The organism is Sphingobacterium sp. GQ94 (genome assembly GCF_059758715.1).
In genome coordinates, this window is record NZ_JCAXEC010000002.1 from 1 (window position 1) to 18,868 (window position 18,868).

At 32.9% G+C, this 18,868-nt stretch carries 13 protein-coding genes, 1 other RNA gene and 1 pseudogene; 5 read left to right on the forward strand and 10 right to left on the reverse strand.

The features are described from left to right. Positions 1 to 269: 269 nt before the first annotated feature. Entirely contained in the window at positions 270 to 1,766 is a 1,497-nt protein-coding gene (locus AC6CHH_RS01790) for an aminotransferase-like domain-containing protein (protein ID WP_498279116.1), read from the reverse strand. Between the two features lie 66 nt (positions 1,767 to 1,832). Between AC6CHH_RS01790 and AC6CHH_RS01795 the strand changes: the two genes are divergently transcribed. Together AC6CHH_RS01795 and AC6CHH_RS01800 are read left to right on the forward strand one after the other, a co-directional pair. Then, complete coding sequence (locus AC6CHH_RS01795; protein ID WP_498279118.1) at positions 1,833 to 2,420, forward strand: FMN-binding negative transcriptional regulator; 588 nt, start codon at positions 1,833 to 1,835, stop codon at positions 2,418 to 2,420. A gap of 8 nt (positions 2,421 to 2,428) precedes the next feature. After that, the gene (locus AC6CHH_RS01800) at positions 2,429 to 2,902 is read left to right on the forward strand and encodes a GNAT family N-acetyltransferase (protein WP_498279120.1); all 474 of its coding nucleotides are present in this window, start codon (positions 2,429 to 2,431) and stop codon (positions 2,900 to 2,902) included. Positions 2,903 to 4,012: 1,110 nt separating this feature from the next. Here AC6CHH_RS01800 and AC6CHH_RS01805 read toward each other — a convergent pair. Continuing rightward, positions 4,013 to 4,819: pseudogene (locus tag AC6CHH_RS01805) on the reverse strand (IS3 family transposase); the annotation flags it as partial. 11 nt (positions 4,820 to 4,830) lie between these two features. Continuing rightward, positions 4,831 to 5,097: a transposase gene (locus AC6CHH_RS01810; RefSeq protein WP_498279122.1), complete on the reverse strand. Its 267-nt coding sequence runs from the start codon at positions 5,095 to 5,097 to the stop codon at positions 4,831 to 4,833. Positions 5,098 to 6,001: 904 nt separating this feature from the next. Here AC6CHH_RS01810 and AC6CHH_RS01815 point away from each other — a divergent pair. Further along, positions 6,002 to 6,448: a hypothetical protein gene (locus tag AC6CHH_RS01815; protein ID WP_498279124.1), complete on the forward strand. Its 447-nt coding sequence runs from the start codon at positions 6,002 to 6,004 to the stop codon at positions 6,446 to 6,448. A 56-nt stretch (positions 6,449 to 6,504) separates the two neighbouring features. Here AC6CHH_RS01815 and AC6CHH_RS01820 read toward each other — a convergent pair whose 3' ends face one another. Both AC6CHH_RS01820 and ssrA read right to left on the reverse strand, forming a co-directional pair. Then, positions 6,505 to 7,035 carry a DUF4172 domain-containing protein gene (locus tag AC6CHH_RS01820; RefSeq protein ID WP_498279754.1) on the reverse strand — a complete coding sequence of 177 codons (531 nt, stop codon included), beginning with the start codon at positions 7,033 to 7,035 and terminating at the stop codon, positions 6,505 to 6,507. Positions 7,036 to 7,272: 237 nt separating this feature from the next. Continuing rightward, positions 7,273 to 7,640: a transfer-messenger RNA gene (gene ssrA, locus AC6CHH_RS01825) on the reverse strand. Between the two features lie 311 nt (positions 7,641 to 7,951). On the opposite strand from ssrA, the gene AC6CHH_RS01830 reads away from it, so the two are divergent. Further along, positions 7,952 to 8,740, forward strand: a complete 789-nt coding sequence (locus AC6CHH_RS01830; RefSeq protein ID WP_498279126.1) for a hypothetical protein — start codon at positions 7,952 to 7,954, stop codon at positions 8,738 to 8,740. 55 nt (positions 8,741 to 8,795) lie between these two features. Here the strand turns inward: AC6CHH_RS01830 and hisD are convergent, their stop codons facing one another. The 5 genes from hisD to AC6CHH_RS01855 form a co-directional block, all read right to left on the reverse strand. After that, positions 8,796 to 10,082 (reverse strand): histidinol dehydrogenase, encoded by a 1,287-nt coding sequence (gene hisD, locus AC6CHH_RS01835; protein WP_498279128.1) that lies wholly within the window; start codon positions 10,080 to 10,082, stop codon positions 8,796 to 8,798. Between the two features lies 1 nt (position 10,083). Beyond that, positions 10,084 to 10,935: an ATP phosphoribosyltransferase gene (gene hisG / locus AC6CHH_RS01840; protein WP_498279130.1), complete on the reverse strand. Its 852-nt coding sequence runs from the start codon at positions 10,933 to 10,935 to the stop codon at positions 10,084 to 10,086. 392 nt (positions 10,936 to 11,327) lie between these two features. Further along, positions 11,328 to 13,898: a DUF5686 and carboxypeptidase-like regulatory domain-containing protein gene (locus AC6CHH_RS01845; protein ID WP_498279132.1), complete on the reverse strand. Its 2,571-nt coding sequence runs from the start codon at positions 13,896 to 13,898 to the stop codon at positions 11,328 to 11,330. A 192-nt stretch (positions 13,899 to 14,090) separates the two neighbouring features. After that, entirely contained in the window at positions 14,091 to 15,185 is a 1,095-nt protein-coding gene (locus AC6CHH_RS01850) for an EamA family transporter (protein WP_498279134.1), read from the reverse strand. Between the two features lie 8 nt (positions 15,186 to 15,193). Then, entirely contained in the window at positions 15,194 to 15,673 is a 480-nt protein-coding gene (locus AC6CHH_RS01855; protein ID WP_498279136.1) for an Lrp/AsnC family transcriptional regulator, read from the reverse strand. Positions 15,674 to 15,904: 231 nt separating this feature from the next. Between AC6CHH_RS01855 and AC6CHH_RS01860 the strand changes: the two genes are divergently transcribed. Continuing rightward, positions 15,905 to 18,823, forward strand: coding sequence for an FAD-binding and (Fe-S)-binding domain-containing protein (locus AC6CHH_RS01860; RefSeq protein WP_498279138.1), 2,919 nt, complete (start codon positions 15,905 to 15,907; stop codon positions 18,821 to 18,823). The last annotated feature ends 45 nt before the right edge of the window (positions 18,824 to 18,868 follow it).

Consider the following 18,868-nt stretch of genomic DNA (forward strand, 5'->3'; position numbering starts at 1 on the left):
CCATTGTCTTTAACATATGATTTACATGAAAAAAGTATTAAAATAATTATTGAATATCTCGATAAAGCATATTTATACATAATGACATTTTTTGGTAATATATTCTTCCATTATAACTAACATTTATTGGAAACAAAGGACTTGTGATAACTTTATAATATTGTCCTCCACTTCCATCACCAGTTCCAGTAGATTATGTGAATTCTTAACTTAAACATTGAAAGAAATTAGAACAGTTGATCGGATATTCACTCTTTTCCGATAATTTATCATGAATATTTTTTTGTCAAAAGCATCTTCAATATTCCAATTGCATTTTTTAAATCAGCTTCGTTTGAAGAAGCAAATCCCAATCGAATGCCGTTTACGTTGAAATCATGATACTTATGAGACTGACCATTTGAAATAAATAAATTATACTGTTGACAATTTTTTGAAAGTAAATGCAAATCTATTTTTGGCAAGAATTTTACCCAAACAGCTAAACCACCATTGGGAATATCAAATTCTACAAAATTTTGTAAATCAGATTTCAAGATATCACAGAATATGTTTCTTCTATTGGTATATTGAGTAACTGATTTTCGAATATATCTTTTAAATGTTCCATCTTCAATCAATTCAGCCATTGTATTGTCCATTATATGATCTCCCTGCCGATCAACGATTAAACGAACCTTTGCAAAAATATCGATCAGTTTCGGATCAGCTATTATATAACCAGCGCGGAAAGCAGGTGAAAGATTCTTACTAAAAGATCCACAATAAATTACATGACAGGAGCGATCCATACTGGCCAAAGGAAGCAAGGGGGAATGATTGTACTGAAAATCATAATCATAATCATCTTCAATTATAAAAAAACCATACTTTTTGGCTAAGCCTAATAATTTTAACCTTCTATCCAAAGAAAGACTTACAGTTGTAGGATATTGATGATGTGGTGTAATATATATAAGTTTAATAGGCCTTTTCATACAGACATCTTCCACTTGATCTACGATTAAACCATCATTATCTACACCAACCGGTATACAATGACAATTTGCAAACTGAAATATCTGTTCTGCTCTAGTCCAACAAGGCTTTTCTATAATGACAGCGTCACCTGCTAAAAGTAAGGATTGACTAATTAGATTCAATGCCATAACTGTACCATTGGTTGACATGAGGTGCGCTGATGAGATTTGAAACCCCCTGTTTTTATTCAAGAAGTCTGCCAGAACTATTCTGAACATTTCACCACCTTTAGAATCACCATAACATCCGTATTTATAATAATACCCAGCTCTTTTCAATTGACTCCGATAAGTTTGGTAAAATTCCTTAAGAAAGCTGAGTTTCGGATCCGGAAATCCATCATCCAAATGCAAACCTACTCTCGGCACAGTTTGAGGTTTGGTGAGTTTACTAATATCTGGGAATTTTTGGGAAGACAATATTATTTCTCCTATATCGGTCGAACTAGTATTATCTATCTTTTCTTGAGATATTTTGATGTCTATTGTATTCTGGATATAATACCCACTTCCAAGCTTTGGTTTAATCCAGCCTTGTTGTTCCAATTCTTCATAAGCTTTTGTTACAGTGGCCCGATTAACTTGCAATTTTTCAGCTAATTTCCTGCTACTTGGTAACCTTTGTCCAGTCAATAGTTGGCCTGAAGTGATGTATTTCAAGAGTAAGTGAGAAAGAGTCAAAGATTTTCTTTTTCCAGAAGATTGTTTGAACTCTAAATTCAAATTACCTAAAATTGGATTATCCATTTATTAAAAATTGGCTTATAAATATCATCCAATTTAAGGTTAAATTCGATTAAAAAAAAATATAATATGTACATTCCAACTAAATTTCAATTTGAAGATCTAAAGGAACAATATGAATTTATGGATAAAAATAGTTTTGCAACACTGCTTAATTTTAATGGAAATCAAATAATTGGTAGTCATATTCCTCTTATAGCAGAAGAAGCTAATGAGAAGATAATCCTATATGGCCATGTTTCAAACATGAATAATCAATCTAGCATCCAGAACAACTCAGAGTGTCTAGTAATTTTCCAAGGTCCCCATGCGTATATTTCTCCAAGCCACTACGATAATAAAATTTCTTTTCCAACTTGGGATTATATAGTGTTGCATGCGTATGGTGCTTTTCAGAAAATATCCAACAAACTTGAAATAATAGAAAAAACGATTGCAAAGTATGAACCTCCCTATTTTGAGCATTGGAATAATATTCCTCTTTCGTATAAATTAAGTATGATGGATCATATAGAAACCTTCAGAATCGATGTTCACGAAATTCAAGCACAGAAGAAATTAAGTCAGAATAAAACGCAATCGGAAATCAAAAGAATTAAACTAGCATTATCTACCAGTAAAAATCCATTCGCTGTAGAACTTTCCACCTATTTGTAGTCAAGCTTATGAAGAACTATCAAATTATCCAAATTAATCCGTCGAATGCAAACATGGTTTATGAACTTTTTGACCTATACCGAATTTTTTATGGGAAAGAATCAGATCTAAATTTGTCTAAGTCCTATATTGATGAACGACTCTTTCAAGACGATTCCTTAATATATGTTCTGTTATATCAGGGAAAAGCTGTCGCGTTTACTCAGCTTTATCCAACATTTTCTTCGGTTCGAATGACCAAAAACTGGATTATAAATGATTTATATGTTTTAGAGCATTTTAGGTCTAAGGGAGCTGGAACGACTATATTGCAAAAATGCTTCGAAATAACTAAGTCGAAAGGAAGTAACACCATTTATCTATCCACACAGAAAACCAACTTAACGGCGCAAAGACTTTATGAACATGTAGGCTTTAAACCTATGGAGAATAAAAATGATTTTATTGATTATTTTATTAATTTAATAGATATTGAGGGTTGAATTATCCAGTTAGATTGATATCGCTATTAGAATGGTCAGGTCCACAGATCCCGAACCCACACCTTGGAATCCTTTCCGGTAGAATCCACCCAACACAAATTCAAATTCCTTGGCCCACAAAATTAAAGACCATCTTTCGATGAGCGTTAATTTTGTGGAAAAGGTGAGGATAGAAGTGAAATCATAAAATCAATTTTGCTTTTCTTGGAAGGGATGAAAATTTAAATGGTATGTTCTTTCAGTAATTCGACAGTTTAAAAATTTAGTTCTTCTTTATTCATAAAGTAAATTCTTTCAGAATGATGTCATTTTCCATTATTAATTTGATTTAGGTGATGTTCGAAGTGCGAAACATAATCGTTTACCAAATACTCCATCGTATAACCGTTGGCTTTTCTAGATAATAAGTCAGGACTTAGTTGACGCCGTATGAATAATATTTGACGGTTAAGATTTTCCCATAAAGCAATAGATGATTGAAATTTGTTTTTTGGTAATGATTGCTTTTACACCATTCAACTTGATCGTATGAATGTTATTTATTTCATGATAGAATTTTAAAGAAGTAAATTGGAAAAAAATCGCATAATATTGTTTTAATTACAAAAATTGCCATATTAATAGAAACCCTATTAAACTTTGAATAACTAATAATATTTTGTGGATCAATTTATTACTTCTTCCAAAGATAATTGCTGAGAAAATTGTTAATATTATTAATGTAAATTCTCTATAATATTCTGGAATGATTATTATTTTATCAAATTGTTCCTTACTTGGAGTATGTGACTGGTATATTGACGTTAAATAAATCCATAAACCCAAATAAAAAACATTAAAAATTACAGATATATAACTAATAACAAATTTATAATTCATCGTTTAATTTTTATTAATTTTTGAACACTTGACTTAATCATTATTACACACTGATTCAGGTTTACATCCTAGTAGACAATATAAAATCCCTAATTGACACCAAAGACATTCTATATCGTGCTCTAAACAATCGAAACCGCTGTTCCAACAACAACCTGTATAATTTCTGTAGCCTTACCTTTTTTGTAGCCTTGCCATTTTTCGAACAGTGAATAAATATAAAAACACGCCTCAAGAAACCGAGGCTTCTTTGGCGAATAGCCATGGACTTAGTGCATTTAATGCTTTGTGAGGATGATTGCTATTGTAGTCAATCTGCCACTCATAGGCTAATGCATTTACATGATTAATGGATTCAAATAAATAAGCATCCAAAACATCTTCTCTAAATGTACGATTGAAACGTTCAATATATGCATTTTGAGCAGGCTTACCAGGTTGTATATATTGTATTTCTATTCCCTGTGTATCACAAAAGTCTTTGAAAACTTTAGCTATAAACTCTGGACCGTTATCTGTTCGGATACGTTTTGGTTTAGCTCTATGAAGTAATATTTCCTTTATTTTTTGAACTAACCTACTTGCTGGAATAGAATAATAAGATTCGTTTAGTAGTGACTCTCGGTTGTAATCATCAATAATATTGATGACCCGAAACCTCCTGCCGTTAGCCAAAGAATCACTCATAAAGTCTATCGACCAAGTTTCGTTAACAGCCCCTGGAACAAGGAGTTTCTCTTTAATTCTAGCAGGAAGACGATGTTTACGCTTCACTCTAAGCTTTAAATTGATGTTTCGATAAACTCGAAGCACTCTTTTCCTATTCCACACAAGGCCTTCCAGTCGAATTTTACCATAATAGTTTTCAAATCCTCTTGTAGGATATCTAGATGCTAGTTCCATTAGTTTTTCAATAACAATTTGATCATCATTTTTGTGGCCATAGTAATACATGCTGCGACTCATGCAAACAATCTTACAGGCTCTATGAATACTGATCCCTTCCTCATCTACAACCTCCTCAACCAGCTCCTTACGTTCACAGAGCTTTAAAGCTTTTTTTCAATAATGTCTTTCAAAATACGGTGGTCCAAACTTAAATCAGCAAACATTCGCTTTAAGCGACTATTTTCTTCTTGTAATGCTTTTAACTCTTTTAAGTGTTGAGCATCCATACCACCATATTTTTGTTTCCATTGGTAAAATGTTGGTGCTGAAATTCCCTGTTCTCTACAAATATCTTTTGTAGACTTTCCTGCTTCATATTCCTTAAGAATATTGACAATCTGATGTTCTGAAAATTTGCTTCTCTTCATAATGTTTATCAAACGAATTTAATATTTTTAATTGGTCTGAAAAACAGGTAAGTCTACCAAAACGGGGAAGTCTACCTTCAGATTCCGATTGGTGAGACCTTTTTGAAAAATGTTAAATTATTTTTCAAGTAATATTATAAAAATTATAAACTAGAAATATATGAATACAATGAGCCGAAAATGAAACCACACAAGTAATAAAGCTCAATTCTCAATGCAAAAATTTTAAAGCTAAACCTAATTTTTACCAATGTGAATTACTATTCAAGAGATTAAACTTTTAACTATAAACACCCAAAATTATCGGGTGTAATTTTGAGTGTTAAATTTGTAAATAGTTGATTTACAGATGTTTTTGTGAAATCATAAAATCAATTTTGTTTTTCTTAGATGGGTTGAAAATTTAATGGGGATGGATTTTATTGTTAGGAACATTATACAAGTATCTTTCGATAGACTATGTATAATTTTACGTAAAGCAATAAATATCACGACGATTTTAAAAGGGAGTACAAAATTATCTTTGCAAATTTCGACTGTCTATTGAAGTTGTATTTGTGAGTCAAACCTTGCAGGTAAATTTATTTTAATTTATCATGAGAAATCTATATTTGATGGATACCAGATTATTATACTACTAAACTAGCTGGTTTGTTTATATTTGTTTTAACGGTGATAAATGCCGTGACAGATACGATACACTTTGAGTTCTGGTGTACTTTTAGCCCTTATGACTATAGATATTGTAACTTCTACTGGAAACGAAGTTTGAAAACAAGGGCATAGGCACTTCTAAGGTGTTACTTTTGGATTAATAACTTTGGGTAAAGCACCAACTGCCGCTTATGATGCATTTTGGCAATATGTTACGAATGATGGTAATTCAGGTAATTAATAAGGTTCTATGAAATTGTTTAAAAAAATATCTTTGATTGTTTTTTGTCTCATTCTAATAATTTTTGGATATGAGCTTGGCAGGAGGCGAGTTGGTGGTTTTGCAGGGTTTTATCCATTTGCTGAATCTTGGAAAGTTAATAAGACTATGGGTGAAATTGAGGATAATCTTAAGAAGTTACATGAAAAGAATCCTGATATTTTTTTAGACAAGAATAACCTAGTTATAGAGCTTGATCATACTGGTCATTGGAAATGTGTTGATTTTTTTTATAAAGAAAGAAATGAAGTTGTTAAAGTTTTATTCAGAGAATTTGATAGGTACACACGAATTTTATTAGTTAGTTTTACGAATAAAAATTCAGGTGAAATTAAATTAATGAATAAAGATTTTAATTGGTTTGATAATAGGAAAGAGATAGAAATTTTTGAATCAAAAATCTTAAAGTATTTATAGTGTAAGTACTGATTTATATGGTAATTTAACCTAACTTTTATTGTCTTTTAAGAGTGTTATTGATATTCTAAATAGTGAGCTACCTCTTTTCCATAACTGCCTGATACAACTTGCTTAGTTTCCTCTTCTTTGCGCCATTCACCAGCATTTATGTTTCTAAAGGAATGCATTAGAATCTTATGCCAATGTAAAATTAATTCTTTTGAAAGATCAACATTGAATGAATCCCTTACACTTGTCATTAAATCTGCAATACCAACAGCTCTTTTGTCCGTAACTGTAGCAATATCCTTAAATCCTAGATTTCGCTTGATTGAAGACATTACATCCAATCGACTCATATATTCACCTTCAATTTCTGATGTTTTCAAAGCCTCTGAAATTAGTAATTCAATAATTGTTTCTTGCTTTTCTTCTCCTTTTAGTGAAATCATTAATCCTTTAGTTATTCCTAACTCTTCCGCAAATGCGATTGCTGTAGCACGAATATTTTCAATTGAGAAGGTGAAATTGGGACACTCTTTATATTGCCAGTTGTATATGATGAGCCGATTAATTGAGTTTATTGGCTCAAATGTAATAATAATTTGAGTTGAATGTAAAGTTTAAATAGCTCATAATTTTATGAATCTTTTAAAATTGCCTATTTAATTTAACTTTCAAATGCTAGTATTTGGTTTAAATATAATAGGATAAACTATAGTTACATTTAAAAGTCTAAAATGAAGAATAGAAAGCTTAAGTACAGTTTATTATCCTTTTAAAACTCGTGACCATATAAAAAAAAGAGGTAAATAATTGATATTTACCTCTTTGATTAACTTCCGTGGAGCCGGAGGGATTCGAACCCTCGTCCAAACATAGTATGATTTACGCTTTCTACATGCTTAGCTTCTCTTTGATTGTCGGGAAAGGGAAGGTGAGTTGCAAACCTATACCGTTTTCCTTATCTGCTGGGTCTCATCACTGCTTAGCAAAATCACAATGACCAGTTCTATTGTTCGATGCCCCGAATGTTAAACCAAAGAACAGGATCTAACGGGACAAATAGCTATGTTAAGTCTAACTTAAGCAGCTAAGGCGTAGTTTTCTTCGCCTGTTATAAAGTTGAAAGTTCAGATTTAAGTGCTAGACTAACAATGCACTGCATGCTTACATAACCATCGCCATCCTGTCAATTCCGGTCGACCCCAATTATGTAGAATTACAAATGTAAGAATATTCTTTGATAGCTGATGAATAAAATGGTTTAATAGTTATGTGAATTCAAAACAAAAATTGCTATATTGATGTTTCTAAGTATGTTAATTTCGATGCTTCGAGATTCTTTTTTGTTATTTTAAAGTAACTGCGAGTGTTGTGTTAAATTATTGATTAACAGCAATATATGTAATTGTCTGTTATGAAAGCCAGAAATAACAACATTTATTTGAATAACAAATTATTTACAAATACTGAGTATGCAACATTAATATAAATTGAAGTAAATATAAATTTAAAGAAATGGCTGAAGAAATTAATCCAACTAAAACAAATTCCTCTTCCAATGAGAAAGGAAAAAGTCCTGAAAAGAAACCGGTGAGCAAACCAATGAAAACCTTAGTAAGTAGTAGATCCTCTGATAAAAAGCTTTCAGAATCTAAAACTACTGAAATCAGTTCTAGCGATTTGAGTACTCAGAACAAAGGTTCTAAGCCAACTCAGACATCTGCATTACCAAAGAAAACTTCATCAGTTAAAACGACTGTAAAATCTAAATCAGGTGATAAACCCCCAGTTGAAAAAACAATACCTACGAAGCCTATTACAAAGGCTTCCGCAATAGCAGTAAACGCTGATAAGAGTAACGAAAAGATTAGTCAACCTGCCAAAATTGTAAATCAAGGAAAACCTGTAAACGAGGTAATTCCTGTCGTGAAGAAGCAAATTGAAAAATCTAAGGATGTTGATGATAAGAAAATAGAAAATGAAGCCTCAAGAAAGGATCTATTGACTATGGAAAAATCAATTAAGGAGACTTCCAGTAAATCCAATCAAAAGAATAAAACCGAAATTTCGGATAAAAAGGAATCCAAAAAGAAGCAGCATGAATCGTCAAAACTAAAAGATAAATTAAAAAAGGATTCATCCGACAAGAAAAAGAAGTCGAAAAAGAATGAAACCAAAGAAATTAATAAAACTACAGCTAAAGAACTAAATAAAGCAGGAGTTAAATTAAAAAAATTGAAGAAAGCTATTAATGAAATTTATCATCGACTCATTGGTAATTCAAAGAAAAAAAAGAAAAAATAGATTATAATAAAATATTTAGAAATGGGAGCTCAGTAAATACTCCCATTTTTAATGATTATTTTTTTCGAATACTGACAGCATTCTTATGGCCATGTAAACCTTCCAATTCTGCCAATATTTCTACAGTTGAACCAATCTGCTCAAGACCTTGCTCGGAGATATGTTGAAATGTTATTTTCTTTATAAATGAATCCACAGAGACTCCAGAGTATGATCTTGCATAACCCGAGGTAGGTAAGGTATGGTTTGTGCCTGAAGCATAATCCCCGGCGCTTTCAGGTGTTAGGTGACCCAGAAAGACTGATCCTGCATTCATAACGTACGTTGATAATGATTTCCACTCATCAATTTCAATAATGAGGTGCTCAGGAGCATAAATATTTGAGAATTGCATAGCCTCTTGAAGTGAGTCAGTCAATATGACATAAGAATTCTTCATTGCATTTTCAGCAAGCTCTCTACGAGGCAATACTTGAAGTTGTTTACTAACCTCTTCCTTCACTTTTTTAGCAATAGCGGCATCTGTACTTACCAAAATTGCTTGACTATCATTTCCGTGTTCAGCTTGAGCTAATAGATCAGCTGCAACAAATGCTGGGTTTGATGTTTGGTCAGCAATAACTAATACTTCGGAAGGACCGGCTGGCATATCAATACTTACGTCTGTAATTCCTTGAATTAGGCTTTTTGCTTTGGTGACAAATTGGTTGCCAGGGCCAAATATTTTATTGACTTTTGGTACACTTTGAGTACCAAACGCCATGGCCGCAATAGCTTGCGCGCCACCGACTAAATAAATCTTGTCAATTTTTAACAATTTTAGGCAGTAAGCAACAAAACCATTGATCTTTCCATTATTTTGAGGAGGAGAGCAAATTACTATTTCCTTGCATCCAGCAATACGTGCTGGGATTCCTAACATTAATAATGTGCTTGGTAGTACCGCAGATCCTCCTGGTATATATAATCCAACTTTTTCAATAGGTCTAACTTCTCGCCAACATTTCACACCGGGCATAGTCTCAACTACTCGTTCTCGTTTAAGCTGAGATTGATGAAATTTATAGATGTTTTGAAAGGCTATTTCCAACGCCCTCATTTGATCTCTAGAAATTGTCATCGCTAAAGCATCAATTTCTTCTGAGCCTAAAATCAGCGTGTCCAACTCTACCTTATCAAATTTCAAAGCGAATGATTTTAAGGCTAAATCACCTTGAGATTTGACATCCTGGATAATATTCAGGACTGAATCTTGGATTGCATTATTTGAGTCCGTATTTCGACGTACCAAATTTTGGATTTGATCCTGGTTTAAATCTTTATATATATAAGTTTCAAGCATATTACATAATGATTTTTTCAATTGGCATGACCACAATTCCTTGGGCACCTGCTGCTTTTAATTTGTTGATTTTATCCCAAAAATCATCTTCAGAAATTACGGTATGAACGGCAACCCATCCTTCTTCTGCCAATGGAACTACGGTGGGGCTTTTTACGCCGTGCAACAATTCTGTAATTTGCGATAGATTGTTCTTTTCAACATTCAAAACTACATATTTTGTTTCTTTTGCCCGAAGAACAGACTGTATTCTTTGCAGTAACTCACATATAATTGGATTTTCTTCTAACCCATCTCTTCCTATCAAAATGGCCTCTGATTTCCTTACATCAACGAAAGGTTTTAATCCATTATTCTTTAATGTTCCGCCAGTGGATACAATATCACAAATAGCATCACTTAAACCCAACCCTGGTGCAATTTCAACAGAACCAGAGATTTCTTGTATATCAGCAGTAATTTTATATTCGTTCAGAAAATTTTGAAGGATGTTAGGGTAGGAGGTAGCAATCGATTTACCATTTAGATCTTCTAACCGATCTATGGTGGAATCTTTTGGAATAGCGAGTTTTAACGTGCATTTCCCAAATCCCAACCTTTGTAAATATTGAACCTTGGTCTGCGTCTCGTCAATCACATTTTCACCCACAATTCCTAAGTCAGCAATGCCTTCCTCAACATATCCAGGGATATCATCATCTCGTAAGAATAATATTTCCAAATTAAAATTTGAAACAGTTGTAATTAAAGAGCTTTTATAGTTTTCGAAATCTAAGCCACAATTTTTTAGAAGTTGTACAGATTTTTCATTTAATCTACCCGATTTTTGGATAGCTATTTTCAGATTTTTCAAAATGTTGGTTTTTGTCGTGTGTAATTTATTAATAAAAGTTGATCCTGGGAAACTTGCCTCACGTAGAGCCAATACTAATATCTATCGCCAAAATGGCGATGATGGAAACAGTAATGGTATGTGCAAGTGATCATCATATTAATTTGACAAAAGTAAGCCTTAGAAAGATCGTATCCAAATACTTTTTTGATTTTAAAAGATCAATTTCCAAATTGAGCGAACATGGAACTCACGTATTTGAAAGAATTGAATTATGTTTTCATTTTCTAATGCTGTAGAATCAGCAAAAAACAATGAATTGATACAGAATTTTGCGGAATGTAAAGTTAAACAATGAAAAATAGGCGTAGATGGTGAATATTATATTTAAAATTTGATTTTTAACACTAAGGTTAAAAATCAAATTTAATTCTTGCCCTAACACCCCACTCAGGAGCATCCGGATGATTCAGGTAGTTTAATCGTTTCACTAAATCCACTCTTAAAATTTTAAAGATATTTGCAATTCCCGCACTTAGCTCCATATACGGATCTTTATCAAAAGTAAACGAAGCTTGTTGAGCCATGGAATTGGTCTGCCAAGCAAAAATCTTGTTGTTTAATGTTGGGTTATTGCTATCTCGGAGACCACCATAGACTCCTTTGAAGCTAAATACTTCCCTTAACTTCAATTTTTTTAATAATGGGATCTTATTAAATATAAAACCATTCATGTAGTATTGCATATTCCATGAAACATGATGATCTGAAACGAATTCCATAAAATTCATTAGATTGTACGATTGCAATTGATAAGCATAGGTTTGATTTGCTCTATGGATATTAAGAACTGCAAAGGGTAAATTGTTCCCTAGTGTGTAACTTCCTTCTACATTTACATCGGCATATCCTAATTGAGATAAATAAAATCGTTTATATGCTCCTAACTTAAAATTATGATAGCTGTTCTCTCCTTTAAATAGACCCTTTATGCCTGCAGTGTAATTGAAGTTAAAAATGGGATACTCATTGTTTATTGGAACTCTATATAGTTTTGATTGATAATATTCTTCATGTGGAGCATAGCGAAATCCAAGGTTGAATTCAGTGCCATTTAGTTCTTTTACATTTTGAAAGCCACCATCTTCTAGCGGTATCTTATAATTTAGAACTCCTGCAGGTGTTTGCCTCCAAATACCCAAACCAGCATTTATAGAAAAGTTGTTACTAAACTCAGCTTTATAATCCAATCTATAGGTCTCATTGTATAAATAGCTCATATTCTCTCCACGTTTTATCGATAATAAAACATTGTCTTCCTGGACAAATTCTAAATCTTGTCCAGGAATTTTAGTGTCGTATGAAGCAGATGCTCTAATGTAATGTTGAGGGAAATTGTAAATTGATTTATTATTTAAAGAGTATGTTCCACTCAAAAAATATTTCCATTTTTTATCTTCAAAACCATACGCCCCATATCCTTCGATATAAAAACGTTTGCTGAACAATTCGGTTGTACGACCACCTACCCGAAGTCTAAACCCTTCTATTGGGTTATAAGAATAGAACGTATTGACTGGACCTACCTCAACAATTCCGGCTTGCTTATATCCAGAAAATATCAAAGCGCTAATATCCATGAAAGTACGAAATGACGGCATATGCTGTAAGCTGTCTATATTTTCATAAATCATGCGTTCCGTGGGTTTTAGTGGTTCCGGCCTAAGAGTTGCCCAGTAACTTTCGCTTTTTTCTTCAACTTTAACTTCTTGCGGTACTGTGTGAACATCGGCAACTTGATAAATGCTGTCAGCTCTAGCAATATTATTTGTGTACTGGTCGATATGTACAATACGTTTCCCTCTAATTCCTTTTCCTTTATCAGTGATCGAAAAATCAATTCCTAAACTTGATTTACTTAGATAGAATTTGTTGTCTTCATTTTTTTTGAAAGCCAGTTCAATATCTAAATCTCTTACAAAATTTAAATTTATTTCATTGCTTACTGTCATTTGTGCACTTTGAACGGCATAATTACCATCTAAGGTCACGTATAGTTTTCCCTTAAATAATAAATCATTTTTATTTCTAGGGAAAAAGCTTAATTCGACGAGCATAGGTGAGCTAGTTTTAATCGTGTCTGTAATGTAATAGCGATAAAACGTAGGAGCTGAGTTTGCAATAGGACTCAAGAATTGATTGGTTAGTATTGTTATATTGTTATCGTAAATTTCAACTTCATCGTACAACCTATTAAAGTATTTACTCAAACCATCATTATCAATAAATTTAGGATCAAATTCAGCTTTTCTCTCGGCCAGGATATATTGCTTCTTAGCATTTGGATCTTTACGGAAGTATATCTTTGAAAACTTTTCCTCCATATAAGCAGGAAGCAAATAGGTGTTTCCGTTTTTAGATGAATCATCCGATTGAAATAGGAATTGATATTTCTTAAATATTTTTCTGTTTTTGAATTTGGAATCCAGATTACTTAAACCAAGACTTATTTTTTCATATTGATTGAATTCAGCATAATTTTGACCAGTAAGCCTATTTTCATCTCTATGCTTGACAACTAATCTAATCAAATCCACTGCTGGATTATTTTTATTAGAATATTTTCCTCGTTTTGGTGCCTTTACAACGATTTCTTCAATACTATTCGAAGGGAATAATAATACGCGGATAATTTGATTCTGTTCTGAAGTTAAAGGATATTCTTCAGTTTCAAAGCTTACCGAGCTAATCCTGATCTTTTTTACATGACTAGGAACTTCAATCGTGTATTCACCCTTTTCATCTGTAGTAATTCCAATTTTTTTTTCTGTCCCCACAGCAACAACTGAGGCAAATGGAATTGGTTCATAAGTCTCCGCATTGAGTACTTTGCCCTTTATTTGAATTGCTTCAGAAGCAAAGAGAAATTGGACTGATAAAAAAAAGGCCAAAAATAAACTGAGTTTTACTAAACGTGTTTTCATGTTGTGACTTTTTGACTTTTTATATTTTTTATTCAAAAAGTATTACAAATAAAAACTTTAATATTTACTTATGAAAGGATAATTTGGTTGAAATGACTTGGAGATGATATAATTGCAGTATAAACAAATTGATTTGACAATCAGCTTACTTAATCTCCGCCAATTGATACCATCATATGGTTTAAGGCGACTTTATTTTGATTTCTTTTTCATGAATTCTACAACCTCGATGATTCTAGGAATACTACTCTGAGGGGCCATATTTCTAAGTTTTTTGATTTTTCTCCTCCTCTTGTATTTTCGAAGCAAATCACTGTTTCTATATAGATTCCAATTCATTAATAGAACACTAAAAAGAACAACCGCTAAACCAATTATTTGCAACCTACTTACAATATGATCTGTAAAAAAATGAACTAAAATTAAGGCTACAATAGGATTAACATACGCATAGGTGCTAACCTCAGTCGCAGGACGAACCTGCAATAAGTAAATGTAACAACTGAAAGCTAAAATTGAACCCATTAAGGAAAGATAAACCATCGCTCCCCAATATTCCAGAGATACCGAGCTGATGTCAAAATCTCTATATTCTCCATTTAATAGAGCTACCACCGTAAAAGTTGTTCCAGCTACAACCATCTGCCAGGCAGTTTTAACCATGACATTTAAATCTTCGGAACTACCCTTTGATTTTAAAACAATTTGATCTTTTTTCCGATCTATTTCCTTACTATACTTAGATATCAATGAGCCTACGGTCCATCCAATTGTTCCCAAGGTCAATACAATCATTGCTGTTAATTTGTTATCACTAATGATTGAATCTGTGTTTTTTGTGAAAATCTGTTCGGAGAATAATAATAAAACTCCAATGAATCCTAGAATTAAACCTAAAATAGTTGGAATACTTGAGAAATTTTCTTTCCATTTTGGTTTATCTAATACAATAAACCAAATAGCTGTTGCGGCAGATAAAATGGACACTATCCCACTAGATATGTATTGTTCCGACCAAATGATCGCTGCCATATCGACGAAAAGTAATAAAAACCCAACCAATGCGGCATCTCTAACAGGTTTTTTAATGTAAATTTTATACCCTCTTAACCAACAATAAAACATCAACAAGGATCCAGCGATAATAAATCGGATTGATCCTAATACAAATGGTGAGAAAGCATGAAGAGATTTTTCAATAAAGAAAAAAGTAGAACCCCATACAATATATACGACTATATAGGCAAAAATAATGGTGCTTATTTTAGGAGACGTGCCTTTAACCATGATCTTTCTTAATCCTTATTAGGAATAACCAATTTGTTATCCTCTTTAACAGTTTCTAAAACAATTGTAGTTCTGGTTGATATTATCCCTTCAATTTTGCTTAATGTATTTCGCATTAAATCGACTAACCCAGCTGAATCATTGGTCCTCACTTTAATTAAATAACCATCTTCTCCAGCGATATCGTGTACTTCCAATACATCTGGTATCTCTGCAAGTAACAAGCCTACTTTCTGTACACCAATAATATCTTGGGTTTTAATAAAGATAAAAGATAACATCTTTTGGTCAATTGCAGCAGGATTTATTCGTGCATTATATTGTAATATAACCTCTTTTTGTTCAAGTTTTTTTACTCTTTCCAAAATTGCCGAAGGGGCCATCCCGAGTTCTCTTGCAATATCCGCATTATTGGTACGGGCATTTTCTTGCATAATTCTCAAAATATGCAGATCAATTTGGTCTAAGGAAATTTCTAATTTTGCCATGTAATTGCAAATATCGTGATTTCCGAATAAAATTCAAAATTTCACAATTAATAATGAATATTATTCAGTCTTATTATATGGAATTATAGAACGTTTTTTTACAATTAGATCAATTCATCATAAATTCCACTTTGGATTTGCATAGATTTATTTACATTCTAAATTAGCCATTTTCCTTCTATTTTGTCTAACAATGTGTAGTTTTGTTTCACAATATTTATTCTTGTAACAATGCATTCAAAATTATCAATCCTTGCCCAATCTCTAGCCGGAGATTTATTTTTTGATGAACATTTAATCGAGCATCAAACAATGCGAATTGCCTATTCTACTGATGCTTCTGTATATGAAGAATTACCATTAGCCGTTTGTATTCCTCAACAGTTACCAGACTTAAAAAAACTGATTCAGTTTGCCAGAAGGAATTTGATTACTCTAATACCCAGAACTGCCGGAACCTCTTTAGCCGGTCAGGTCGTTGGGAATGGAATAATCGTAGATGTTTCTCGTTTTTTTAATAAAATTTTGGAGGTAAATGTAGAACAAAAATGGGTGAGGGTAGAACCAGGCGTTATACGAGATGACTTGAATGCCTATTTAAAGCAATTTGGACTTATGTTCGGCCCCGAAACATCGACCGCTAGTCGTGCAATGATTGGCGGTATGATCGGCAACAATTCTTCCGGTTTACATTCCATCGTATGGGGAGATACAAGACAGAACTTATTATCAGCGAAAGTATTGTTAGATGATGAATCTTTGGTCGTTTTTAAAGAATTGAGCGAAATTGAATATTTTGAAAAAATGAGCTCTCAGTCCAGAGAAGGGGATATTTATAGAGAATTAAATAATATATTAACTAATAAGGATAATTTAAGTGCGATTCATGCTGGTTACCCAAAATCAGAAATCACTCGTAGGAATACTGGATATGCATTAGATTTACTCGCAGGTAATAGTAAACCATTTAATCTGTGTCAATTGTTAGCTGGATCTGAGGGAACTATAGGTCTAATTACAGAAGCTAAACTAAAATTGATGGACTTACCACCCAAGGAAATCGGATTGCTATGTATACATTTCGATAATTTGGTGGAATGTATGAAAGGGAACGTGATTGCATTAAATCACAAACCAGAAGCCTCCGAATTGGTCGATAAATATATTTTAGATTTTACTGTTGCTCACCCAACCTATCAATATAATCGTTTTTTTATTCAAGGGGATCCTGAGGCACTTCTTATCGTAGAATTTAGGGGAAATGATTTGGAGGAAATCACCAAAAAATCTGATCAATTAATAATTAATCTTCAGGCAAACGGGTTAGGGTATGCTTATCCTTTTATTACGGGCGAACAACAAACAAATTTGGTTTGGGATGTTCGTAAGGCAGGATTAGGTTTAATTAGAAACTTACCTGGTGAATCACAACCGGTAAATTTGATTGAAGATTGTGCGGTTTCACCAATTGATTTGCCAAATTATGTAAAAGATATTCAAGAACTATTAGCGTCTCAAAATGTGCATGCATCTTATTATGCACATGCTGGTGCGGGTGAATTACATATCGAACCATTTATAAATCTAAAAACTCCTAAGGGGAAACAACAATTCCGTACCATTTTAGAAAAAACAACTGATCTTGTTCTAAAATACAATGGATCTCTTAGTGGTGAACATGGAGATGGTAGACTTCGGGGTGAATTTATAGGTAAAGTATTGGGAGAAGAAGTATATAATTTGCTGTTACAAGTTAAAAATATATTTGATCCACATCGTGTTTTCAACGCAAGAAAAATTGTCGATACCCCTCCAATGGATACTCATTTGCGCTATGATAAACCCACAGATGGAAAAGATATTCAAACCTATTTCGATTTTACTAGCAATGAAAGTATATTAAGATTAGCTGAGAAATGTTCAGGAAGTGGAGATTGTCGTAAAACAGAAATTACCGGAGGCACAATGTGCCCTTCGTTCATGGCTACCCGTAATGAAAAGGACACCACGCGGGCAAGGGCAAACCTATTACGTCAGTTTTTGACAAATTCGACTCAAACCAATCGTTTTGATCATGAGGAACTCAAAGAGGTAATGGATTTATGTTTGAGTTGTAAAGGATGTAAAACGGAATGTCCATCAGGAGTTGATATTGCGAAAATGAAGGCCGAATTTTTGCAGCATTATTATGACGCCAACGGAAGCTCCTTTCGCTCGAAGATTATTGCAAATTTTACAAAATCGCAAAAACTTGGTTCTGTTTTAGCACCAGTGTATAACTTCGTTGCTGGAAATAAAATCACTTCAGAAATAATTAAAAACATACTTGGATTTGCTTCTGGACGCTCTTTACCTAAAGTTTATGGCACCTCATTTACCCAATGGGTAAAAAAACAGCCTAAAGTCGCTTTGGGTAAAAAAGTATATTTATTTAGTGACGAATTTACTGACTTTAATGATACTCCAATCGGTATCACTACATATAAATTGTTAACTGCACTTGGTTATGAAGTTATCGTCCCAAGGTTACTAGAAAGTGGAAGAACTTATCTATCAAAAGGATTTGTGAAAAAGGCCAAGGAAATTGCCAATAGGAATGTTGATTTAATGGCTAATCTTATCAGTAAAGAAACACCTCTATTGGGCATTGAGCCATCTGCGATAATTACGTTTAGAGACGAGTATATTGATTTAGTTGATATAAATAAACGGAAGGATGCGAAATTATTAGGCGAAAATTCGCTAATGGTGGACGAGTTCCTGATCAATGAAATAAAGGCTGGCAGGATACATAAAGAGCAATTTACTTCGGAACCACAGAAAATAAAATTACATGGTCATTGCTATCAAAAAGCTTTTAAACTAATGGGATATACAACTGAATTACTGTCGTTTCCAATGAATTATAGTGTGGAAGAAATTCCTTCGGGATGTTGCGGGATGGCGGGATCTTTTGGTTATGAAAAGGAGCACTATGAAGTTTCTCAAAAGGTTGCTGAACTTGTTTTGTATCCAACTTTACGGAGAACAACAGAGGATTATTTAATTGCTGCTCCGGGAACTTCATGCAGGCATCAGATAAAAGATGGTTTGGGTAGAAAATCATACCATCCAGTAGAAATTTTATACAATGCACTTCTAAAAAATTAACAAACAATATATTTATATTTTTGTTTTACAATCAAAACTAACGTT

Coding starts and splice junctions, on each gene's coding strand:
- AC6CHH_RS01790 (WP_498279116.1), bottom strand. CDS start 1,766: ATGGATAATCCAATTTTAGGTAATTTGAATTTAGAGTTCAAACAATCT.
- AC6CHH_RS01795 (WP_498279118.1), top strand. CDS start 1,833: ATGTACATTCCAACTAAATTTCAATTTGAAGATCTAAAGGAACAATAT.
- AC6CHH_RS01800 (WP_498279120.1), top strand. CDS start 2,429: ATGAAGAACTATCAAATTATCCAAATTAATCCGTCGAATGCAAACATG.
- AC6CHH_RS01810 (WP_498279122.1), bottom strand. CDS start 5,097: ATGAAGAGAAGCAAATTTTCAGAACATCAGATTGTCAATATTCTTAAG.
- AC6CHH_RS01815 (WP_498279124.1), top strand. CDS start 6,002: ATGAAATTGTTTAAAAAAATATCTTTGATTGTTTTTTGTCTCATTCTA.
- AC6CHH_RS01830 (WP_498279126.1), top strand. CDS start 7,952: ATGGCTGAAGAAATTAATCCAACTAAAACAAATTCCTCTTCCAATGAG.
- hisD (WP_498279128.1), bottom strand. CDS start 10,082: ATGCTTGAAACTTATATATATAAAGATTTAAACCAGGATCAAATCCAA.
- AC6CHH_RS01845 (WP_498279132.1), bottom strand. CDS start 13,898: ATGAAAACACGTTTAGTAAAACTCAGTTTATTTTTGGCCTTTTTTTTA.
- AC6CHH_RS01850 (WP_498279134.1), bottom strand. CDS start 15,185: ATGGTTAAAGGCACGTCTCCTAAAATAAGCACCATTATTTTTGCCTAT.
- AC6CHH_RS01855 (WP_498279136.1), bottom strand. CDS start 15,673: ATGGCAAAATTAGAAATTTCCTTAGACCAAATTGATCTGCATATTTTG.
- AC6CHH_RS01860 (WP_498279138.1), top strand. CDS start 15,905: ATGCATTCAAAATTATCAATCCTTGCCCAATCTCTAGCCGGAGATTTA.